19 protein-coding genes, 5 tRNA genes and 3 pseudogenes are annotated in these 17,112 nt (G+C 36.1%); 16 read left to right on the plus strand and 11 right to left on the minus strand.

Annotation, left to right across the window (positions count from 1 at the left end):
• The 9 genes and pseudogenes from NIL_RS00825 to NIL_RS00865 all read right to left on the minus strand — a co-directional run bounded on the left by NIL_RS00825 (position 1) and on the right by NIL_RS00865 (position 8,627).
• On the minus strand, positions 1-426 hold the full coding sequence (locus NIL_RS00825; RefSeq protein ID WP_187647773.1) for a YqaA family protein: 426 nt from the start codon (positions 424-426) through the stop codon (positions 1-3).
• Positions 427-500: 74 nt separating this feature from the next.
• Complete coding sequence (locus NIL_RS00830; protein WP_187647774.1) at positions 501-2,069, minus strand: nitrite/sulfite reductase; 1,569 nt, start codon at positions 2,067-2,069, stop codon at positions 501-503.
• A complete protein-coding gene (gene cysN, locus NIL_RS00835; RefSeq protein WP_187647775.1) occupies positions 2,066-3,520 on the minus strand; it encodes a sulfate adenylyltransferase subunit CysN in 1,455 nt (484 codons plus the stop codon). Before cysN ends, NIL_RS00830 begins: the two co-directional genes overlap by 4 nt.
• Position 3,521: 1 nt before the next feature.
• Positions 3,522-4,433 carry a sulfate adenylyltransferase subunit CysD gene (gene cysD, locus NIL_RS00840; protein WP_246434443.1) on the minus strand — a complete coding sequence of 304 codons (912 nt, stop codon included), beginning with the start codon at positions 4,431-4,433 and terminating at the stop codon, positions 3,522-3,524.
• A 2-nt stretch (positions 4,434-4,435) separates the two neighbouring features.
• Complete coding sequence (locus tag NIL_RS00845; protein ID WP_187647777.1) at positions 4,436-5,152, minus strand: phosphoadenylyl-sulfate reductase; 717 nt, start codon at positions 5,150-5,152, stop codon at positions 4,436-4,438.
• A gap of 13 nt (positions 5,153-5,165) precedes the next feature.
• Entirely contained in the window at positions 5,166-5,393 is a 228-nt protein-coding gene (locus NIL_RS00850; RefSeq protein WP_187647778.1) for a DUF2061 domain-containing protein, read from the minus strand.
• Between the two features lie 90 nt (positions 5,394-5,483).
• Positions 5,484-5,900 (minus strand): RrF2 family transcriptional regulator, encoded by a 417-nt coding sequence (locus NIL_RS00855; protein ID WP_187647779.1) that lies wholly within the window; start codon positions 5,898-5,900, stop codon positions 5,484-5,486.
• Between the two features lies 1 nt (position 5,901).
• Complete coding sequence (locus NIL_RS00860; protein ID WP_187647780.1) at positions 5,902-7,167, minus strand: O-acetylhomoserine aminocarboxypropyltransferase/cysteine synthase family protein; 1,266 nt, start codon at positions 7,165-7,167, stop codon at positions 5,902-5,904.
• Positions 7,168-7,454: 287 nt separating this feature from the next.
• A pseudogene (locus NIL_RS00865) lies at positions 7,455-8,627 on the minus strand (IS3 family transposase).
• A gap of 134 nt (positions 8,628-8,761) precedes the next feature.
• Between NIL_RS00865 and NIL_RS00870 the strand changes: the two are divergent.
• Together NIL_RS00870 and NIL_RS00875 are read left to right on the plus strand one after the other, a co-directional pair.
• Positions 8,762-8,914 carry a hypothetical protein gene (locus NIL_RS00870; RefSeq protein WP_187647781.1) on the plus strand — a complete coding sequence of 51 codons (153 nt, stop codon included), beginning with the start codon at positions 8,762-8,764 and terminating at the stop codon, positions 8,912-8,914.
• A gap of 125 nt (positions 8,915-9,039) precedes the next feature.
• Positions 9,040-10,257: an IS256 family transposase gene (locus NIL_RS00875; RefSeq protein WP_187647782.1), complete on the plus strand. Its 1,218-nt coding sequence runs from the start codon at positions 9,040-9,042 to the stop codon at positions 10,255-10,257.
• A 351-nt stretch (positions 10,258-10,608) separates the two neighbouring features.
• Here the strand turns inward: NIL_RS00875 and NIL_RS00880 are convergent.
• Together NIL_RS00880 and NIL_RS00885 are read right to left on the minus strand one after the other, a co-directional pair.
• Positions 10,609-11,190 (minus strand): annotated as a pseudogene (locus NIL_RS00880) (transposase); the annotation flags it as partial.
• A 40-nt stretch (positions 11,191-11,230) separates the two neighbouring features.
• On the minus strand, positions 11,231-11,392 hold the full coding sequence (locus tag NIL_RS00885) for a hypothetical protein (protein ID WP_187647223.1): 162 nt from the start codon (positions 11,390-11,392) through the stop codon (positions 11,231-11,233).
• A gap of 190 nt (positions 11,393-11,582) precedes the next feature.
• Between NIL_RS00885 and NIL_RS00890 the strand changes: the two are divergent.
• The 14 genes and pseudogenes from NIL_RS00890 to rplL form a co-directional block, all read left to right on the plus strand.
• A pseudogene (locus NIL_RS00890) lies at positions 11,583-11,882 on the plus strand (integrase core domain-containing protein); the annotation flags it as partial.
• A gap of 42 nt (positions 11,883-11,924) precedes the next feature.
• Positions 11,925-12,001 (plus strand) — tRNA-Thr (locus tag NIL_RS00895).
• A 33-nt stretch (positions 12,002-12,034) separates the two neighbouring features.
• A tRNA-Tyr gene (locus NIL_RS00900) sits at positions 12,035-12,120 on the plus strand.
• Positions 12,121-12,133: 13 nt separating this feature from the next.
• Positions 12,134-12,210, plus strand: a tRNA-Gly gene (locus NIL_RS00905).
• Between the two features lie 79 nt (positions 12,211-12,289).
• Positions 12,290-12,364 (plus strand) — tRNA-Thr (locus NIL_RS00910).
• Between the two features lie 161 nt (positions 12,365-12,525).
• Entirely contained in the window at positions 12,526-13,725 is a 1,200-nt protein-coding gene (gene tuf / locus NIL_RS00915) for an elongation factor Tu (RefSeq protein WP_187647783.1), read from the plus strand.
• Positions 13,726-13,767: 42 nt separating this feature from the next.
• A complete protein-coding gene (gene rpmG / locus NIL_RS00920) occupies positions 13,768-13,920 on the plus strand; it encodes a 50S ribosomal protein L33 (protein ID WP_187647784.1) in 153 nt (50 codons plus the stop codon).
• An 80-nt stretch (positions 13,921-14,000) separates the two neighbouring features.
• A tRNA-Trp gene (locus NIL_RS00925) sits at positions 14,001-14,076 on the plus strand.
• Between the two features lie 16 nt (positions 14,077-14,092).
• Positions 14,093-14,272 (plus strand): preprotein translocase subunit SecE, encoded by a 180-nt coding sequence (secE, locus tag NIL_RS00930; RefSeq protein ID WP_187647785.1) that lies wholly within the window; start codon positions 14,093-14,095, stop codon positions 14,270-14,272.
• A 16-nt stretch (positions 14,273-14,288) separates the two neighbouring features.
• A complete protein-coding gene (nusG, locus tag NIL_RS00935) occupies positions 14,289-14,819 on the plus strand; it encodes a transcription termination/antitermination protein NusG (protein ID WP_187647786.1) in 531 nt (176 codons plus the stop codon).
• 20 nt (positions 14,820-14,839) lie between these two features.
• Complete coding sequence (rplK, locus tag NIL_RS00940; protein ID WP_187647787.1) at positions 14,840-15,265, plus strand: 50S ribosomal protein L11; 426 nt, start codon at positions 14,840-14,842, stop codon at positions 15,263-15,265.
• 60 nt (positions 15,266-15,325) lie between these two features.
• The gene (gene rplA, locus NIL_RS00945; RefSeq protein WP_187647788.1) at positions 15,326-16,030 is read left to right on the plus strand and encodes a 50S ribosomal protein L1; all 705 of its coding nucleotides are present in this window, start codon (positions 15,326-15,328) and stop codon (positions 16,028-16,030) included.
• A gap of 137 nt (positions 16,031-16,167) precedes the next feature.
• Positions 16,168-16,683: a 50S ribosomal protein L10 gene (gene rplJ / locus NIL_RS00950; RefSeq protein WP_187647789.1), complete on the plus strand. Its 516-nt coding sequence runs from the start codon at positions 16,168-16,170 to the stop codon at positions 16,681-16,683.
• A gap of 22 nt (positions 16,684-16,705) precedes the next feature.
• A complete protein-coding gene (gene rplL, locus NIL_RS00955; protein WP_187647790.1) occupies positions 16,706-17,089 on the plus strand; it encodes a 50S ribosomal protein L7/L12 in 384 nt (127 codons plus the stop codon).
• Positions 17,090-17,112 lie beyond the last annotated feature (23 nt).

Here is a 17,112-nt window from a genome sequence, read left to right on the forward strand (position 1 = left end):
TTATCCTGTAGCTATGTTGTATCCTTGCAAGACAAACAGATATCTTCCAAGTTTAGCTAAAAATACCAAAAACAGAAATTTTTTAAGATCATAATGCATAACTCCCGCTATGAATGTGATAGGATCTCCGATAACCGGCGCCCAAGAGAGTAAAAGGGCAAAGGGTCCTAGTTTTTCAAAATATTTTTGAGTTTTTTCTATCTCTTTTTGTTTTAGATATCTTTTTTTAATAAGATAGTCGGTCCCTTTTAAGCCTATAAAATAGTTAAGTAAAGAGCCCAAAGTGTTTCCTACAGATGCATTGAGTAACAAAAAGAAAGGATTTAGTCCTTGATGAAGATAATAAATAAGCATCCCTTCACTATATATAGGCAAAAAAGTTGCCGCAGCAAAAGCGGATAAGAAAAGTAAAAAATATCCAAGCATAGACAAAAGAGCCTTTGTTTTTCGGATATAATAACACAGCTATCACCGAAAAGCAAAAGCTTTTCGGAATTGAATCATAAGGCAAATTCTACATCAAAGTTTTTGCTCGCTAGATATTCGCCAAAGCTTTTAAAACCGCTTTTTTGGTAACTTAGTATAAGTTTTTCAATAAAGCCGGGTATCTCATCGTGAGTCAGCAAAATTCCTGTTCTTTTTGAAAAACGGCTTGATTTTCCTTCAAGTTTACCTCCTACCAAAAGCTCAAAACCTTTTACACTTTTTCCATTTCGTTTAAACGTGGCCCCACTTAGACCTATATCTGCAATACAAGGATGAGCGCATGAATTTGGACAACCGTTTACACTTATATTGACCGGCTCACCGAAAGCTGGAAATCTGTTTTCAAGATAAAGAGCGATTTTTTCGGCAAGGCTTTTTGTTTCGTTTATGGCAAATTTACAAAAATCGAGACCGGTACATGCTGTTGTCCTTGTTCTAAAAGCTGATGGATAAGGGTTGATTTTCATCTTTTCAAGCTCTTCACAAATTCTGTTTGTCTCCTCTTTTGGAACATCCAAAATGATGAAATTCTGTTTTGTTGTAGTGCGAATTTCACTTATATCATATTTTTCAAGCAGCGTATATAGCTGCAATAGCCTGTCTCCTCCCATCTTTCCGCCGAAAAGTGCACATCCTATATGATTGGTGTTACTGTTTTTGGATGGAAAAATTCCGCAATGGTGTCTTATTTTGGCAGGTGAAACTTCAAAGAGTTCTCTCTCTTTTATTTTAATACCCGAGTTTTTTTCAAGAGTCTCTTTAAATTTCTGCACTCCCCATTTTTTTATAAGATGTCCAAGTCTTGCTTTATTTCTCTTTTCTCTATTTCCAAAGTCCCTAAATATCTCAACAGCTGCTTTTGCAAGAGGTACTATTTCATCCTTTTGTACATATCCCAAAAAGTTTGCAAAGCGTCTGTTGCTAGCAAGTCCCCCACCGGTAAAGAGAGCAAATTCAACCCCATTTTTTCTTTTTACAGCTACAAAACTCAAATCTTGTATCTCATAAGGCATACAGTGTTGTGCACATCCGCTAACTCCTATTTTAAATTTTCTAGGAAGATTGCTAAAATCTTTGTTTTTGAAAAAAAGTGAATTTATCTCATCTACAATATCACTTACGTCTGTAATCTCTTCTTTGGCCCTTCCATTAAGAGGGCATGTAACAGTATTTCTTACAACATCGCCTGCGGCCATGCATGTGCTAAGACCACTTTTTTGAAGTTTTTCAAAGATATCAGGAACATCTTTCATTTTTATCCAATGAAACTGTAAATCTTGTCTAGTTGTAAAATCTGCACTGTTTTTCGCATACTTTACCGATATCTCTCCAAGTGTTTTGATTTGTTCTTTGTTTAAAACCCCTTTTTCTATCTTAACTCTGAGCATAAAATATTGTGTAGGATCCGATTCTGGTTGGAGTGTCCTATTTTGCGTATAAAGACCGTACCATTTGAGACGATCGATATCTTCAGGATCCATCGGGATATCTTCTTTTGCATATCTGTATATATCCTTCAATACATCAAGCCCGTCTTTTTGGCGTTTTAATCTTTCAATGCGTGTTGCTTTGCTCTCTTTCATTTCTTCTCCTCTATTGATATACATCCCCATTCAGGGAAGTGTTTTCTGATGTAGCGATTTAGTTCTATCTCTGCTTCGGTGTAAACTCTTTTTTTCTTATCACTTTTTGTTGCATCTATGATCATACCTGCTGCAACGGTATGGTTTGTAATTTTATCTATAACAATAAAACTTCCGGTGCCTTTTATCTTGTTATAAGGATCACAAGCTATCTCTCTTGTTAGAGAAAGACGGCATTTTCCTATCTCGTTCAGTTCAAGAGTATCTGTTTTTATTTCCTCCCAGCTGTTTACATCTTTTTTAAATATAATCTCTTCAAATATTACATTCAAAGATGTTGTAGCTCTTTTTATCTCATACTCTATTTCTAGTTCCAAAGGCTTTTCATCCATCCAAACTATCATAGCTACTATAGTGTCTGAGGTTGTCAAGCAATCTTTTGAATGTACTATCATATCTCCTCGGCTGATATCTATCTCATCTTCCAAGGTTAAAGTTACTGCCATAGGAGCAAACGCCTCTTGTATGCTGACAAGCTTTGAATCACTGCCAATAGATGGGAGAATTATCTCTTTTATTTTGCTCTTTTTCCCAGAAGGTAAAACGGTTATTTCATCTTTCACTTTAACACTTCCGCTTGCAATGGTTCCTGCAAATCCTCTAAAGTCAAGATTCGGTCTGTTTACATACTGAACAGGAAATCTAAAATCTTTTTGGTTTATATCTTTTGAAATTTCTATTGTGTCCAAATATTCCAAAAGGGCTTTCCCCTCATACCACTGTATATTTGTACTCTTTTGTACAACATTGTCTCCCTTTAAAGCGGATATGGGTATAAAGTCTATAGTATGTATACTATCTTTGAACTCTTTCAAACTTTTTGTTAACTTTTCATACATCTGCAAATAGTCTCTTTTTATATTTTCGTATACATCTTTGCTGTAGCCGACTATATCCATCTTATTGATGGCAACAACTATATGCTTTATCCCGAGAAGAGAGACTATATATGAATGTCTTTTTGTTTGAGTTAGAACTCCTTTTCTTGCATCTATCAGTATCACAGCAAGGTTTGCAGTGCTTGCTCCTGTAACCATATTTCTTGTGTACTGTTCGTGTCCAGGAGTATCAGCTATGATATATTTTCTTCTGTCGGTTGCAAAAAATCTGTATGCAACATCAATTGTGATTCCTTGTTCTCTTTCGCTTTGAAGACCATCTACAAGAAGAGCAAAGTCTATCTCTTCGTTTGTCGTTCCGTATTTCTTACTCTCTCTTTTAACGACGCTTAATTGATCTTCCAGGACGGTCTTGCTGTCGTACAAAAGACGTCCTATAAGCGTACTCTTGCCGTCATCAACACTTCCGCATGTGATAAACCTAAGAAGCTCTTTGTTCTCGTGCTCTTTGAGATACTGCTCTATATTTGTTGCTACAAGATTTTGACCCATTTTAGAAATACCCCTCTATCTTTTTTTTCTCCATACTTCCTTCTTGGTCTTTGTCGATGATTCTTCCTTCTCTTTCACTATTTCGAGACAGAAGCATCTCTTGTATGATCTCTGGAAGAGTTTCGGCGTTGGAACTTACCGCTCCTGTTAAAGGGTAGCATCCTAAAGTTCTAAATCTAACTTTTTCTATTTTTGCTTTTTCTCTTAAGTGTTTCGGCATCCTTTCGTCATCTACCATTATCTTTGCTCCATCAATTTCGACTATAGGCCTCTTTTTTGCAAAGTAAAGAGGCACTATAGGAATATTTTCCAGATAGATATACTGCCAGATATCAAGTTCCGTCCAATTTGAGAGAGGAAATACTCTTACGCTCTCTCCTTTATTTATTTTTGTATTGTATATATTCCAAAGTTCTGGTCTTTGGTTTTTAGGGTCCCATCTGTGGAAGTAGTCCCTGAATGAAAAGATTCTCTCTTTTGCTCTACTTTTCTCTTCATCTCTTCTGGCTCCTCCGATTATAGCATCAAACTTCCCTTTGTTTAGCGCTTGTTTCAAAGCCTGGGTTTTCATAATGTCAGTATGAAGTTTTGACCCATGGATAAACGGGTTTATATCCATTTTTATACCTTCCGGATTTGTATGGATTATAAGTTCTACTCCAAGCTCTTTGACTCTTTTGTCTCTAAACTCTATCATCTCTTTGAACTTCCACAATGTATCTACATGCAAAAGCGGAAAAGGAGGTTTTCCTGGATAGAAAGCCTTCATAGCAAGGTGAAGCATTACCGAGCTATCTTTTCCTATGCTGTACATCATCACTGGATTTTCGAACTGGGCAGCTACTTCTCTAAGGATATATATAGACTCTGCTTCTAACTGTTTTAAATGGGTCAATTGTTTTTTATCTATCATTTTCACCTCTTTTTTATGTGTAGTCCGCACTCTTTGTGTTCCGGTTTTTCCCACCACCATCGTCCGCTTCTTATATCTTCACCCTCTTTTACTGCCCTTGTACAAGGCTCACATCCAATGCTTGGAAATCCTCTGTCATGAAGAGGATTGTATGGAATTTCATGTTTTTTTATATATTCCCATACCTGTTTGGTACTCCACTCAAATAGTGGATTTAGTTTTATTAATCCGAAAACGTCGTCATATTCAACAAGTTTTGCATCTTTTCTTGTTATCGATTGTTGGCGTCTAAGGCCAGTTATCCATATTTTTTTATTTTTAAGAGCTCTTCTTAATGGCTCTATTTTTCTTACTTCACAGCACCTTTTTCTATTTTCAATGCTTTCGTAAAATCCGTTGATGCCTTGTTCATATATGAGATTTTCCAAACTTTTGTAGTTAGGGACATACGCTCTTATTGTAATACCGTATTTTTTTTCGGTTTTTTCCCATGTTTTATATGTCTCTTCATGCAGTCTGCCGGTATCAAGCGTAAAGATCTCTATATTTGGATCAATATTTACCCCTATATGGGTAAGCACCTGATCTTCTGCTCCGAAACTACTTGCAAGCGCAATATCTCCTTGATACTCTTTCAAAAAATATTCAAGGACCTTTTTGGGATTTTCTTTTACAAATATACGGTTATAGTTTTGAGCAATTTCCAAAAAAGATTTCATACTTTATTACCTCCTATATCTGATACTCTGGCTCTTTTTTTATGCGTCCAAGCGGTATCTTATTCCATACTCTTTCGTGAAAATAGTAAAGGATCATTTTTGTTATAAGCTCTATTCCCCCTATAGAAGCAGCCATACCAAAACTCCCGGTTATAAAAAAGGAGATGGCTATAGTGTCTAAAGTACCTAATGCCCTCCATGATATAGTTTTAATGACGCTTCTGTAAGGCTTTTCGTGCATTTTTAACTCTCCATATAGACTAAGTCTATCGAATTAGTCAAGATTGACCTCAAAAAAAATGTTTTTATTTTTGACGAGTTTTTCAACTCGTCAAATTGTGTAAAATATTTGGTTTGAGACCTTTTGCTGATATAGTTTAAAATCATCAAGGGTTATATCGAAAATTTTTTCCAGTTTTTTTTGTGCTTCCTCGTAAAAAAGCTCCAAAACAGGATTGCCCGTACAGGTTTCGGTTATCTTTATGTTGCCTTCTAACGATCTCACAATATCCAAAACTTTGATATTGGAAGGGTGGGTTGATAGCATATATCCTCCATAAGCTCCTCTTATACTTTTTACAAAGCCATCTTTTTTCAAAATATTCAAAAGCTGCTCAAGATAATTTTGAGGTATATTTGCTCTTGCTGCGATATCTTTTATTTTGACAGGCTTATTGAACTGATAATCTTTTGATAGTTCATACATTGCAACTAAACCATATGTTCCCTTCGAGGAGAGAAGTGTCATATCAGCTCTCCATCGCTTGTTTTAGATCTTCAATCAAATCTTCATAATCTTCAAGACCAACACTTAGCCTTATTAGACCCGGAGTTACTCCTGTTTTTTCAAGTTCTTCCGGACTTAGTTGCTGATGAGTGGTGCTTGCTGGATGAGTTATAATAGATTTTGAATCACCTATATTAACAACTACACTGAAAATTTTTGTATTGTTTAGAATCTTTTTAGCAAACTCAAAATCACCCACATCAAAACTCAAAAGTCCTGAAGCCAATCCATCTTTGAAATATTTCTGTGCTTTTTCATAGTTTACATCACTTTTTAGCCCCGGATAGTTCACTTTCAAAACTTTAGGATGTTTTTCTAGAAACTCAGCAATTTTAAGGGCATTTTTAGAGTGTTCTTTGATCCTTACTGCTAATGTTTCCAGACCCTGTATATGTAGCCAAGAGTTAAAGGGTGCAGGAGCAGCGCCTATATCTCTAATAAGAGAGAGTCTCACTCTAAGTGTAAATAAAGCAAAAGGAAGATCTGCATAAACTAGACCATGATAACTCTCGTCCGGTTCGTTGAATTGAGGATATTTCTCATTGCCTATTAATTTTTGATTTAGTTCTTTGTTTTCTACTATCAATCCCCCAATTGCAGTCCCTTGTCCGTTTATGTATTTACTAGCACTATGTACTACAACATCTACACCTTTTGTTAGAGGATTGAAAATGATAGGTGTTGCTACTGTGTTATCGCATATTGTTACAATATTGTGTTTGTTGGCTATTTCAACTATTTTTTCCACATCCGCTATGCTGATGTGAGGGTTTGAAAGAGATTCGAAAAATATGGCTTTAGTTTTATCATCTATGAGTTCTTCTAGGTCTTGTACTGTAACGCTATCGAAAAGTCTAGCTTCTATACCGAATCTTTTTATAGTATGTGTTAGTAAAGTTGTTGCACCACCATATATCTTTTTTGCTACTATTATATTGTCTCCCGCTTCGGCAAGATTAGCTACAGCATAGAAGATGGCTGCTTGTCCACTAGATGTTGCAATAGCTGCAGCGCCTTTTTCCAATGCGGCTATTCTCTTTTCCAAAACTTCTGTTGTAGGGTTGTTTAGTCTTGTATAGATAGGTCCTAGCTCTTTTAGTGCAAACAGATTTGCCGCACGTTCTGCACTCTCAAAATCGTAAGCGGTGGTTTGATAGATAGGTACAGCCATAGTGTTAAAGCCATCTTTATTATATCCGTAATGTAGAGCAAGAGTCTGTTTCTTCATGTAAATCCTTTTTGTTTTTTGAAAATTATATGAAAAGAAAGAGATAAAGTCAAGTAAATCAATAGAGATTATACAGAATGAGCAGAAAGATAAAAAAAATTTATTTTTGTTGGTTAGTAAGAGATTCTCTTACTTATCTTTAGAGCATTTACAAGAGATCTTTAACTCCTCTTTTTTAGCACTACAATTGCACTTTTTTACACCTTCTGCTTTGTAGTTGGATTTTGGAGCCTTTTAAACTGTCCCATTTGTCAAGACAACTTTTTTAGCATTCATCTTTCAGCTTTTCAAGCTGCTTTTTCTTTTGATGTCTGATAGACATTCATCGGTCTGTTATAGTTTAAAGATGAATGCATTCGATTGAAATTGTAAAATTTGATGTAGTTTCGTATGCCTGTTCTGAGTTCCTTAACGTTGCTATATTCCCTGAGATAGATCTCTTCATATTTGAGTGTTCTAAAGAAGCGCTCTATTGCAATGTTATCGATACTTCTTCCTTTAGAGTTCATAGAGATTGTGATGCCATACTTTTTTAAAAGTTTGGTATGATTATCACTTGTATATTGACTTCCTTAATCTGAATTGAAGATTTGGGGTACTCCATGTATATCGATAGCATCTTGAAGTGTCTGTGTCACTAATGATACATCTATAGTGTGTTGGAAAGCCTCCACGATAGCAAGGCTTTAGAGTGCCAATCGATAATGGCGCATAGATACATAAAGCCACCCTTGACTGGGATATAGGTAATATACCACTCCACACTCTATTTGGTCTATCCACAACTACTTGACCTTTATCGTTTTAAAGGCTTTCAAAGAGTAAGGATAGATTGTGTGCTCTTTGGCTTTGGTGCTGGTTTGTTTCTTTCTTTTAGGATAAATTGCAGCAATTCCTAAAAGTTGCATCAATCTATGTACTTTATTATGACCTATATGCCAACCTTCCTCTTTGAGCCTAGCGTGGATTCTACGATAGCCATAGGTTGCAACATCGGTATATATCTCATCGATACGGCGCATAATCTTCAAATCGTATTCGCTTATTCCTTTTGGTTTATAGTAAAGTGTGGAGCGATTGAGACCCAAAAGTTCACATTGTCTCGTCAAAGAGATGGTTTTAAGCTTGGACTCGACGAGACTTTTCTTACTTGATAAGTCCAAGCTTTTTAGTTTTCCCACTGCCCAGTCTCTTTCTATTGTGGTCTTTCCTAAAGTTTTCGCTAAAACTTCATTCTCAATTTCTAGCTCTTTTATCTTTTCTCTATACTCTTTTGTAGCCTCTGCGATATCGAATGCCAAAGAAGCGTTTTCTAAAAACTTCTTCTTCCATTGGTTGAGTGTTTGAACGCTGATACCATATTTACTTGCTATCTTTGCAGCAGGCTCCTCATCTTTTCATAGCTCCAATACTACTTTGGTCTTAAACTCTGCGCTATAGCTTTTTTTCTTTTTGCTCATCTTTAGCCCCTTTCTTTTTCCCTCTTATCATTTTAGCTAATTTGAAGCTCCTTATTAGATTTTGTTGTCTAAAATTTTAGGGGCATTATAGCGAAGCTGTGAGATTTTATTTAGACTAACACAAGGAGGGTTTTATGTATTATGTTGGCATTGATGTTTCAAGTAAAAAGCATTATGTTTGTATATTGGATAAGAATAAAGAGTTGATTATAAAACCTTTTAGTATCGCTTCTGATATACAAGGTTTAATGTTATTAAGTAAAAATAAAGTCTATTATTTTGGATAAGAGTAAGATAGTGTACACTAAAGTTCGCAATTTCACTTGAAGACTCTTTTTTAGATTTTGAAATCTTCAAAAGAGTTGGATAGACTTCCCAGTGAGGAATAAAGCAAACAGGAGGAAGCCTATCCATGAGGAATAATAGCAAAAAAATAGATGAAACAAAAATATTCAAAGAGATAATGACACAGTTTGTAGTTGATGAAGATCCACTTTTATCAATGATGAAATGGATGATGGAACAGTTGATGAAGATAGAGTCCGAGATGAAAGTTGGAGCTAAAAAAGGTGAGCATAATAGTGAGAGAAAAAGCTATTTCAGCGGTTATCGTCCAAGAAGATTCGATACAAGACTAGGCACTGTATATCTGATGGTTCCAAAGATCAGAAAAGGAGGCTATATTCCATTTTTCATAACAGAGAGAAAAAGGAGCGAACAGGCTTTAATTGCAATGGTACAAGAGGCATACGTTAATGGAGTATCCACAAGAAAGATAGAGCGTTTAGCCAAAGAGTTGGGGATAGAAAATATTAGTGCTTCGCAAGTATCTCAAATCAATAAAGGGCTAGATGAACAAGTAAAAGAGTTTCGAAACAGACCGCTGCAAAAAGAGTATCCATTCGTTTGGGTTGATGCTTTGTATGAGAAAGTGAGAAACTATGAAGGAAGAGTGGTATCTACCGCTATTATGATAGCTTATGGTGTGACATTGGAAGGAAAAAGAGAAGTATTGGCGATCGAGCCTTTTGTCAATGAAAGCGTAGAGAGCTGGAAGAGTTTTTTTGATAAACTCAAACAAAGAGGCATAGAAAAGATTGCCCTTCTTGTCAGTGATGCACATTTAGGGATTCAAAAGGCTTTCAAAGAGAGTTTTATTGGCGCATCATGGCAACGGTGTAAAGTCCATTTTATGCGTAATATCCTGGCTCATGTTCCACCTAAAGCAAAAGAGAAATTTGCAGCCAAACTCAAACAAATCTGGCTGCAAAACAGCAAAAAGGAAGCTTATCTTATAGCCCAAGCTATTATCGATGAATATGGCAAAAAATTCCCTGAAGCTACCCAAGTGCTTCAAAATGGATTGGAAGACTCTTTGCAGTTTTATCACTTCCCGCAAATTGATAAAAGGAGGATAAGTTCGACAAATGTGTTAGAAAGAATCAACAAGGAGATTAGAAGACGCTCTAAAGTAGTATCTGTTTTTCCATCAAGAGAGTCCTATATTAGACTCATTACCACATACTTGATGGAGTACACTGAAGACTGGGAGATTGAGAGAAGCTATATTCATCCACAAAAGCTTCAAGAGGTGATGGAAATCTATGAGGTGCAGCTTAAAGCTGCTTGATATCCAATGAAATACAACTTGCTGGAAAGTAAAATTGCGAACAAAACTTGACAGTATCAAGAGTAACTTTTTAATTGGTTAGAATCTACTGGTATTTACAGCGAAAATCTTTATGAGTTTTAAACCCAGATTTTGCAATAGAGTTCTTCTTGAATAAGAAAATTTAATGATATTATTTTGAAGTTTATCTTTTTTCTCAACTAAAAAGCGATAAAAGTTATCCAAATCCACCAATAGGAAGAGATAGATTCTTGTTTTTTTCAAAAAGAGAGTTCATCCAAGCTCTTCTTTTTTTGGCTAGAGCCATTTTGAGCACTTTTTGATTGGAGTAGTGATTAGTAATATAACTTCCTATTGCAAAGCAATAGGCTCTGATAGTTGTGAAAGACATTGATTTGATTGTAAAAGAGAGTGTTTAAAAAGAGCTAGGATATTGTACGCCATCATAATGAATCGAAAGGAAGCTTCCGTAGCGAAAAAGCCTTTGAGTACAAAACTATCTATGGCAAAATCATATTTGAGCTCTTTGATTTGGTTTTCAGCATCAGCTCTTTGATTGTAGAGTCTATAGATCTGATCTGCTGGTAAAGAAAGATTGGTCACATAGGCGCTATATCTATACAGCGGTTCATCAAAAAGAGTTTTACCTGTCGCTTTTGGATAGTTTTCGACTCTTTTTCGCACAATAACATAGCGTCTAGGATAGGGACTATTTGGATGTTTGAGATACAATATGGCTGTATCGATCCCTTTTGTTATCGATATCCATTGAGTTATTTTACCTATCTCGTATTGGATATTTGTATAGAACTTTACCGCTATGATGTAGTTTAGCTCTTTGTTCTCTAGCCATTTGAGTAGTTCATTGGCATAAAAACCGCTATCGGCTCTGACTAAACCTATAGGATGATCTTGCAAAACTTTCTCGAATGTCTCTTGTAAAAAGGCTTTGTAACTGCTAAGACTTACGCTATTACCGCTTCTTAGCCAAGCGTTCTACCATTTTCGTCTGTTCTATAAAGACTATGAGAGGATGATGAGAAGGTCTGCCAGGCTTTTTAGGATTATAGCCAACTTTCGCTCCCTCTTGATTGCCATATCTTGTTATAACTGTAGAATCCAAATCTATCGTCAAACTATCTACATCTATCCTTTACGATTCATAAAATCTTTTAATATTTTCATCCCTCCAAATGGCGTAATATTCTTGTCTATATACCCAATCTTCAATTCACCCATTTGGTTAGTCCCTCTTCCCTTTAGTTTTTCCGCTTGTATGGTAGGTTTAATATTTTATCATTATCTAATGAAAAATTTGGGTTTAAAAAGAGTTTGACGCTTTAATAGAACAAAAAGGTCTCACACATTATTGAACATATCCTAAAAGCCCTAAAATGAACGCACATAATGAACGCTTCAATAGAACCATTCAAGAACAATTTATTGACTATTATGAAGACCTACTCTTTACAGATATTAACGAATTTAACAAAAAACTTGCCCACTGGCTCATCGATTACAATACCAAAATACTACACTATTCACTTAATTTTAAATCTCCGGTAAAATACCTTCTTGAAAATCATAATGAGTGCCATATGTATTGGACTTATACAATCTATTGACAACACTAAAAAAAATTTGTATAATTCCAGTCCAATTTGTTTGCCGGTGTAGCTCAGTTGGCTAGAGCAGCTGATTTGTAATCAGCAGGTCGGGGGTTCGAGTCCCTTCACCGGCTCCATTGATAAAATCAGTGTTTGACCAGTAAGACACTGGTGGGATACTCAAGTGGTCAACGAGGGCAGACTGTAAATCTGCTGGCTTTCGCCTTCGGAGGTTCGAATCCTCCTCCCACCACCATTAAGTGTCATTTGCGGGAGTAGCTCAGTTGGCTAGAGCATCAGCCTTCCAAGCTGAGGGTCGCGGGTTCGAGTCCCGTCTCCCGCTCCAGAACTGGGAGCTGAACTAATTACCTCTTTTACTACTTAGTTTTGCTTCCATTGTATATTGCCATTGCGATTTGAGTTGTGCCCAGATAGCTCAGTGGCAGAGCACTTCCTTGGTAAGGAAGAGGTCGGCGGTTCAATCCCGCTTCTGGGCTCCATCCAAAATATATAGTGTTTGAATGAAAGTGTTTGTGTTTGAAACAATTTTACATTGACACTATCATAAACGCTAATGATATTAAATTAAAACTTAAGAAAATATTTGGGTATATTTTGGTAGAATTAGCCCGAATTTTAATCAAATTATACGGAGGAAAAGATGGCTAAAGAAAAATTTGTCAAAACCAAGCCACATGTTAACATTGGTACTATAGGTCACGTTGACCATGGTAAGACTACTTTGACTGCTGCTATAACTGCAGTTTTGGCTGAAAAAGGTTACGCTGAAAAAAGAGATTACGATCAGATAGATAATGCGCCAGAAGAGAGAGAAAGAGGTATTACTATCGCTACTTCTCATGTTGAATACGAAACTGAAAAAAGACACTATGCGCACGTTGACTGTCCTGGACACGCGGACTACGTAAAAAACATGATCACTGGTGCTGCACAAATGGATGGAGCCATTTTAGTTGTTTCTGCTGCTGACGGTCCAATGCCACAAACTAGAGAGCACATTCTTCTTTCAAGACAGGTTGGTGTTCCATATATAGTTGTATTCCTAAACAAAGAGGATATGGTTGACGATCCTGAGCTTCTTGAACTTGTTGAAATGGAAGTTAGAGAGCTACTAAACGAGTATGATTTTCCAGGAGACGATGTACCAGTAATCGCAGGTTCTGCTTTAAAAGCTTTAGAAGAAGCAAAAGAAGGAAAACTTGGACCTTGGTCTGAAAAAATCATCAAGCTTATGGATGCGGTTGATGAGTATATTCCTACTCCTGAAAGAGATATCGACAAGCCATTCTTGATGCCAATTGAAGATGTTTTCTCAATCTCTGGTAGGGGTACAGTTGTTACTGGTAGAATCGAAAGAGGTATAGTTAAAGTTGGTGATGAGGTAGAAATAGTTGGCATAAGACCAACTCAAAAAACTACTGTTACTGGCGTTGAGATGTTTAGAAAAGAGCTTGATCAAGGTGAAGCTGGCGACAATGTCGGTGTACTTCTAAGAGGTACTAAAAAAGAGGAAGTTGAAAGAGGTATGGTTCTTTGTCAACCAGGCTCTATAACTCCTCACACTAAATTTGAAGCAGAAGTTTACGTACTAACTAAAGAAGAGGGTGGAAGACATACTCCATTCTTTAGCGGTTATAGACCTCAGTTCTATGTTAGAACAACTGACGTAACTGGAAGCGTTATTCTTCCAGAAGGGACTGAGATGGTTATGCCTGGAGATAATGTAAAAATCACGGCTGAACTTATAGCACCGATTGCTCTTGAAGAGGGAACGAGATTTGCTATCAGAGAAGGTGGTAGAACTGTCGGTGCCGGTGTTGTAACTAAAATAATCGAGTAATTTTAGGGGCTATTGCTGCCCCAACATTAAAAAGGCATAAAGATGAGAGAAATAATTCATTTGGCTTGTGAGAAGTGTAATAGAAGAAATTATCACACGACAAAAAACAAAAAAACTCATACAGAGAAATTTCAAATAAGAAAATATTGCAAATTTTGTAAAGAACACACACTACATAAAGAAGCTAAACTTTAAGAAGGTTGAAGGCTGAAGTTAGAAGGTTGAAGAGATGACTTTTGTCTTTCCTTCAACCTAATTACCTTTAACCTAAATATAGGGCAGTAGCTCCAATGGTAGAGCGGCGGTCTCCAAAACCGCGTGTTGGGGGTTCGAGTCCCTCCTGCCCTGCCATAAAAGGATTTATAAAATGGAAAAATTTATAAAATATTTTGAAGAAGCAAAGATAGAGTTACAAAAAGTAATTTTCCCTACAAAAGACCAAGTAAAAAATGCTTATATTGCTGTTTTTGTCGTGGTACTGATTGTTTCACTTTTTTTGGCGTTGATAGATTTGACTATGTCATTTACTCTTTCACATATAATGTAATTAAGGAATCTACTATATGACACATAAATGGTATGCGATACAGGTTCACGGCGGAAGTGAACAAGCAGTAAAAAGAGCAATAGAAAATATAGCTAAAGATGAGCATCTTGAAGAAAAAATTAAAGAAGTAATAGTACCTACGGAAGATGTAATAGAAGTAAAGCAGGGAAAAAAGAAAATAACACAAAGAGCTCTTTACCCAGGATACGTCTTCGCTCTTTTAGAACTAGATTTAGATTTATGGCATAAAATACAATCAATGCCAAAAGTAGGCAGATTTATAGGCGAATCAAAAAAGCCTACTCCTTTGAGTGAAGAAGATGTAAAAGTAATTTTAGAAAAAGCACAACAAAAAGGTGCGCCTAAACCTAAAATCTCTTTTGAACGCGGTGAAGTTGTTCGCATTATCGAAGGACCATTTGCTAATTTTACCGGTGTTGTAGAAGAGTATGATATGGAGCATGGAAAATTGAAGCTAAACGTATCTATATTTGGTAGAAGCACACCGGTTGAGATTCTCTATTCGCAAGTTGAAAAAATAATCTAAATTATTAGAAAGGAAAATAGATGGCTAAAAAAGTTGTTGGTGAAATCAAACTACAAATACCAGCCGGAAAAGCAAACCCGTCACCTCCAGTCGGTCCTGCTCTTGGACAAAGAGGTGTAAATATTATGGAGTTTTGTAAGGCGTTTAATGAAAAAACTAAAGATATGATGGGATTTAACATCCCTGTTATTATTACAGTTTATGCTGATAGAAGTTTTACTTTTGTTACAAAACAACCGCCTGCTACTGATTTGATAAAAAAAGCCGCAGGTATACAAAAAGGTAGTGATAATCCACTTAAAAATAAAGTAGGAAAAATAACTAAAGCTCAACTTGAAGAGATTGCAAAAACAAAAATGCCTGATTTAAATACAAATGATCTTGAAGCCGCAATGAAAACAATAGCGGGATCATGTAGAAGTATGGGGATTGAAATAGTTGATTAAGCGATCTTGACCGCAAAGATCTAAAAGAGTTGCGGTAGCAAAAAAAATGCGGAGAGAATAATGGGAAAAAAACATTCTAAAAGATATCAACAACTATTAGAAAAAATAGATAGAAATAAAATCTATTCTGTTGAAGAGGCTGCAAAGACTGTTAAAGATCTTAAATCTGCCAAATTTGACGAAACTGTTGAGTTGGCTTTAAGACTTGGAGTAGATCCAAGACATGCGGATCAAATGGTACGAGGTTCTGTTGTTTTACCCCATGGAACTGGTAAAAAAGTAAGGGTAGCAGTTTTTGCAAAAGGTGTTAAAGCTGATGAAGCTAAAGAGGCAGGTGCTGATATTGTCGGAGCTGAAGATTTAGTAGAAGAGATTCAAAACGGAAATATTAATTTTGATATAGCTATTGCTACTCCCGATATGATGGGTTTAGTTGGAAAAATAGGTAGAATTTTAGGACCAAAAGGACTTATGCCAAACCCTAAAACCGGAACGGTGACAATGGATGTTGCAAAAGCTGTAAAAAATGCTAAGAGTGGACAAGTAAACTTTAGAGTTGACAAAAAAGGTAATATTCACGCAGGGATTGGAAAAGCTAGCTTCCCGGCAGAACATATTGCAGAAAATTTAAAAGAGTTTGTAGCGGCAATTAATAAACTTAAGCCTGCAGCCGCAAAAGGAAAATATATAAGACTTGCTGCCTTATCTTTAACTATGAGTCCGGCAATAGAGTTAGATTCTCAGGAATTAATGGATATTAAATAAGTTTGAAGTTTAACGTTTCAAGTTAGTAAAAAAACTTGAAACATATTTTAAAACTTCAAACTTTATCTTAGACTGAAGATAGTGGGCATAAAAATAAGACCTGCTTGAAGTCTTCTGTCGGAAAGGAGGTTAAGAAATTGACACGAGCTCAAAAAGAAGAGGTTGTTGCCAGGCTCACTGAAGAGTTCAAAAATGCAGCAGCTATAATAGATTGTAACTATAAAGGTATGAGCGTATCTGAGTTGGAGTCTTTTAGAAAAAAGCTTAAAGAAAAAGGGATTAAAGCTCAGGTTGTAAAAAATACACTTGCTTTAATTGCTTTAAAAAATAACGGTATTGAAGATTTCCAACTTAAAGATACAAATATCCTTGTTTGGGGTGACGATCTCGTAACTTTAGCAAAAACAGTAACTGAATTTGCTAAAGAAGCACCGAAAGGTTTTGAGATTAAACAAGGTTATTTTGAAGGTGAGGTTGCTGATCCTGCCAAGATTGAAGCCTATTCTAAGCTTCCGAGCAAAGAAGAGCTTCTTGGTATGTTGCTGTCTGTATGGACTGCGCCTCTTAGAAACTTACTATACGTATGGAATGCACCAAAACAGAATTTTGTTACAGTGCTTGAAAATATAAAACAACAAAAAGAAAATTCTTAAAATAAAAAGAAGGAGAAGTGACATGGCTATAACAAAAGAAGATGTAATCGAGTATATTTCAAATCTATCTGTTCTAGAATTAAGCGAATTGGTGAAAGAGTTTGAAGAGAAATTTGGTGTTTCTGCTCAACCAACAGTAGTTGCTGGCGCTGTTGCAGCTGGTGGTGATGCTGGTGGCGCTGCTGCAGAAGAGAAAACTGAGTTTGACGTTGTATTAACTGATGCTGGTGCTAAGAAAATTAATGCTATTAAAGTTGTAAGAGCTGTAACTGGCCTTGGACTAAAAGAAGCTAAAGAAGCTGTAGAAAGCTGTCCAACAACAATTAAAGAAGGTATAAGCAAAGAAGAAGCTGAAGAGATTAAAAAGCAGTTTGAAGAAGCTGGAGCAAAAGTAGAGATTAAATAATTTTGTTTTTTAAATTTAGAAGA

This window comes from Nitrosophilus labii (assembly GCF_014466985.1).
Lineage (GTDB): Bacteria > Campylobacterota > Campylobacteria > Campylobacterales > Nitratiruptoraceae > Nitrosophilus_A > Nitrosophilus_A labii.

What these genes read in the sequence shown, in the direction of transcription:
- NIL_RS00825 (WP_187647773.1), bottom strand. Translation starts at nt 426, where the DNA reads ATGCTTGGATATTTTTTACTTTTCTTATCCGCTTTTGCTGCGGCAACT.
- NIL_RS00830 (WP_187647774.1), bottom strand. Translation starts at nt 2,069, where the DNA reads ATGAAAGAGAGCAAAGCAACACGCATTGAAAGATTAAAACGCCAAAAA.
- cysN (WP_187647775.1), bottom strand. Translation starts at nt 3,520, where the DNA reads ATGGGTCAAAATCTTGTAGCAACAAATATAGAGCAGTATCTCAAAGAG.
- cysD (WP_246434443.1), bottom strand. Translation starts at nt 4,433, where the DNA reads ATGATAGATAAAAAACAATTGACCCATTTAAAACAGTTAGAAGCAGAG.
- NIL_RS00845 (WP_187647777.1), bottom strand. Translation starts at nt 5,152, where the DNA reads ATGAAATCTTTTTTGGAAATTGCTCAAAACTATAACCGTATATTTGTA.
- NIL_RS00850 (WP_187647778.1), bottom strand. Translation starts at nt 5,393, where the DNA reads ATGCACGAAAAGCCTTACAGAAGCGTCATTAAAACTATATCATGGAGG.
- NIL_RS00855 (WP_187647779.1), bottom strand. Translation starts at nt 5,900, where the DNA reads ATGACACTTCTCTCCTCGAAGGGAACATATGGTTTAGTTGCAATGTAT.
- NIL_RS00860 (WP_187647780.1), bottom strand. Translation starts at nt 7,167, where the DNA reads ATGAAGAAACAGACTCTTGCTCTACATTACGGATATAATAAAGATGGC.
- NIL_RS00870 (WP_187647781.1), top strand. Translation starts at nt 8,762, where the DNA reads ATGTATTATGTTGGCATTGATGTTTCAAGTAAAAAGCATTATGTTTGT.
- NIL_RS00875 (WP_187647782.1), top strand. Translation starts at nt 9,040, where the DNA reads ATGAGGAATAATAGCAAAAAAATAGATGAAACAAAAATATTCAAAGAG.
- tuf (WP_187647783.1), top strand. Translation starts at nt 12,526, where the DNA reads ATGGCTAAAGAAAAATTTGTCAAAACCAAGCCACATGTTAACATTGGT.
- rpmG (WP_187647784.1), top strand. Translation starts at nt 13,768, where the DNA reads ATGAGAGAAATAATTCATTTGGCTTGTGAGAAGTGTAATAGAAGAAAT.
- secE (WP_187647785.1), top strand. Translation starts at nt 14,093, where the DNA reads ATGGAAAAATTTATAAAATATTTTGAAGAAGCAAAGATAGAGTTACAA.
- nusG (WP_187647786.1), top strand. Translation starts at nt 14,289, where the DNA reads ATGACACATAAATGGTATGCGATACAGGTTCACGGCGGAAGTGAACAA.
- rplK (WP_187647787.1), top strand. Translation starts at nt 14,840, where the DNA reads ATGGCTAAAAAAGTTGTTGGTGAAATCAAACTACAAATACCAGCCGGA.
- rplA (WP_187647788.1), top strand. Translation starts at nt 15,326, where the DNA reads ATGGGAAAAAAACATTCTAAAAGATATCAACAACTATTAGAAAAAATA.
- rplL (WP_187647790.1), top strand. Translation starts at nt 16,706, where the DNA reads ATGGCTATAACAAAAGAAGATGTAATCGAGTATATTTCAAATCTATCT.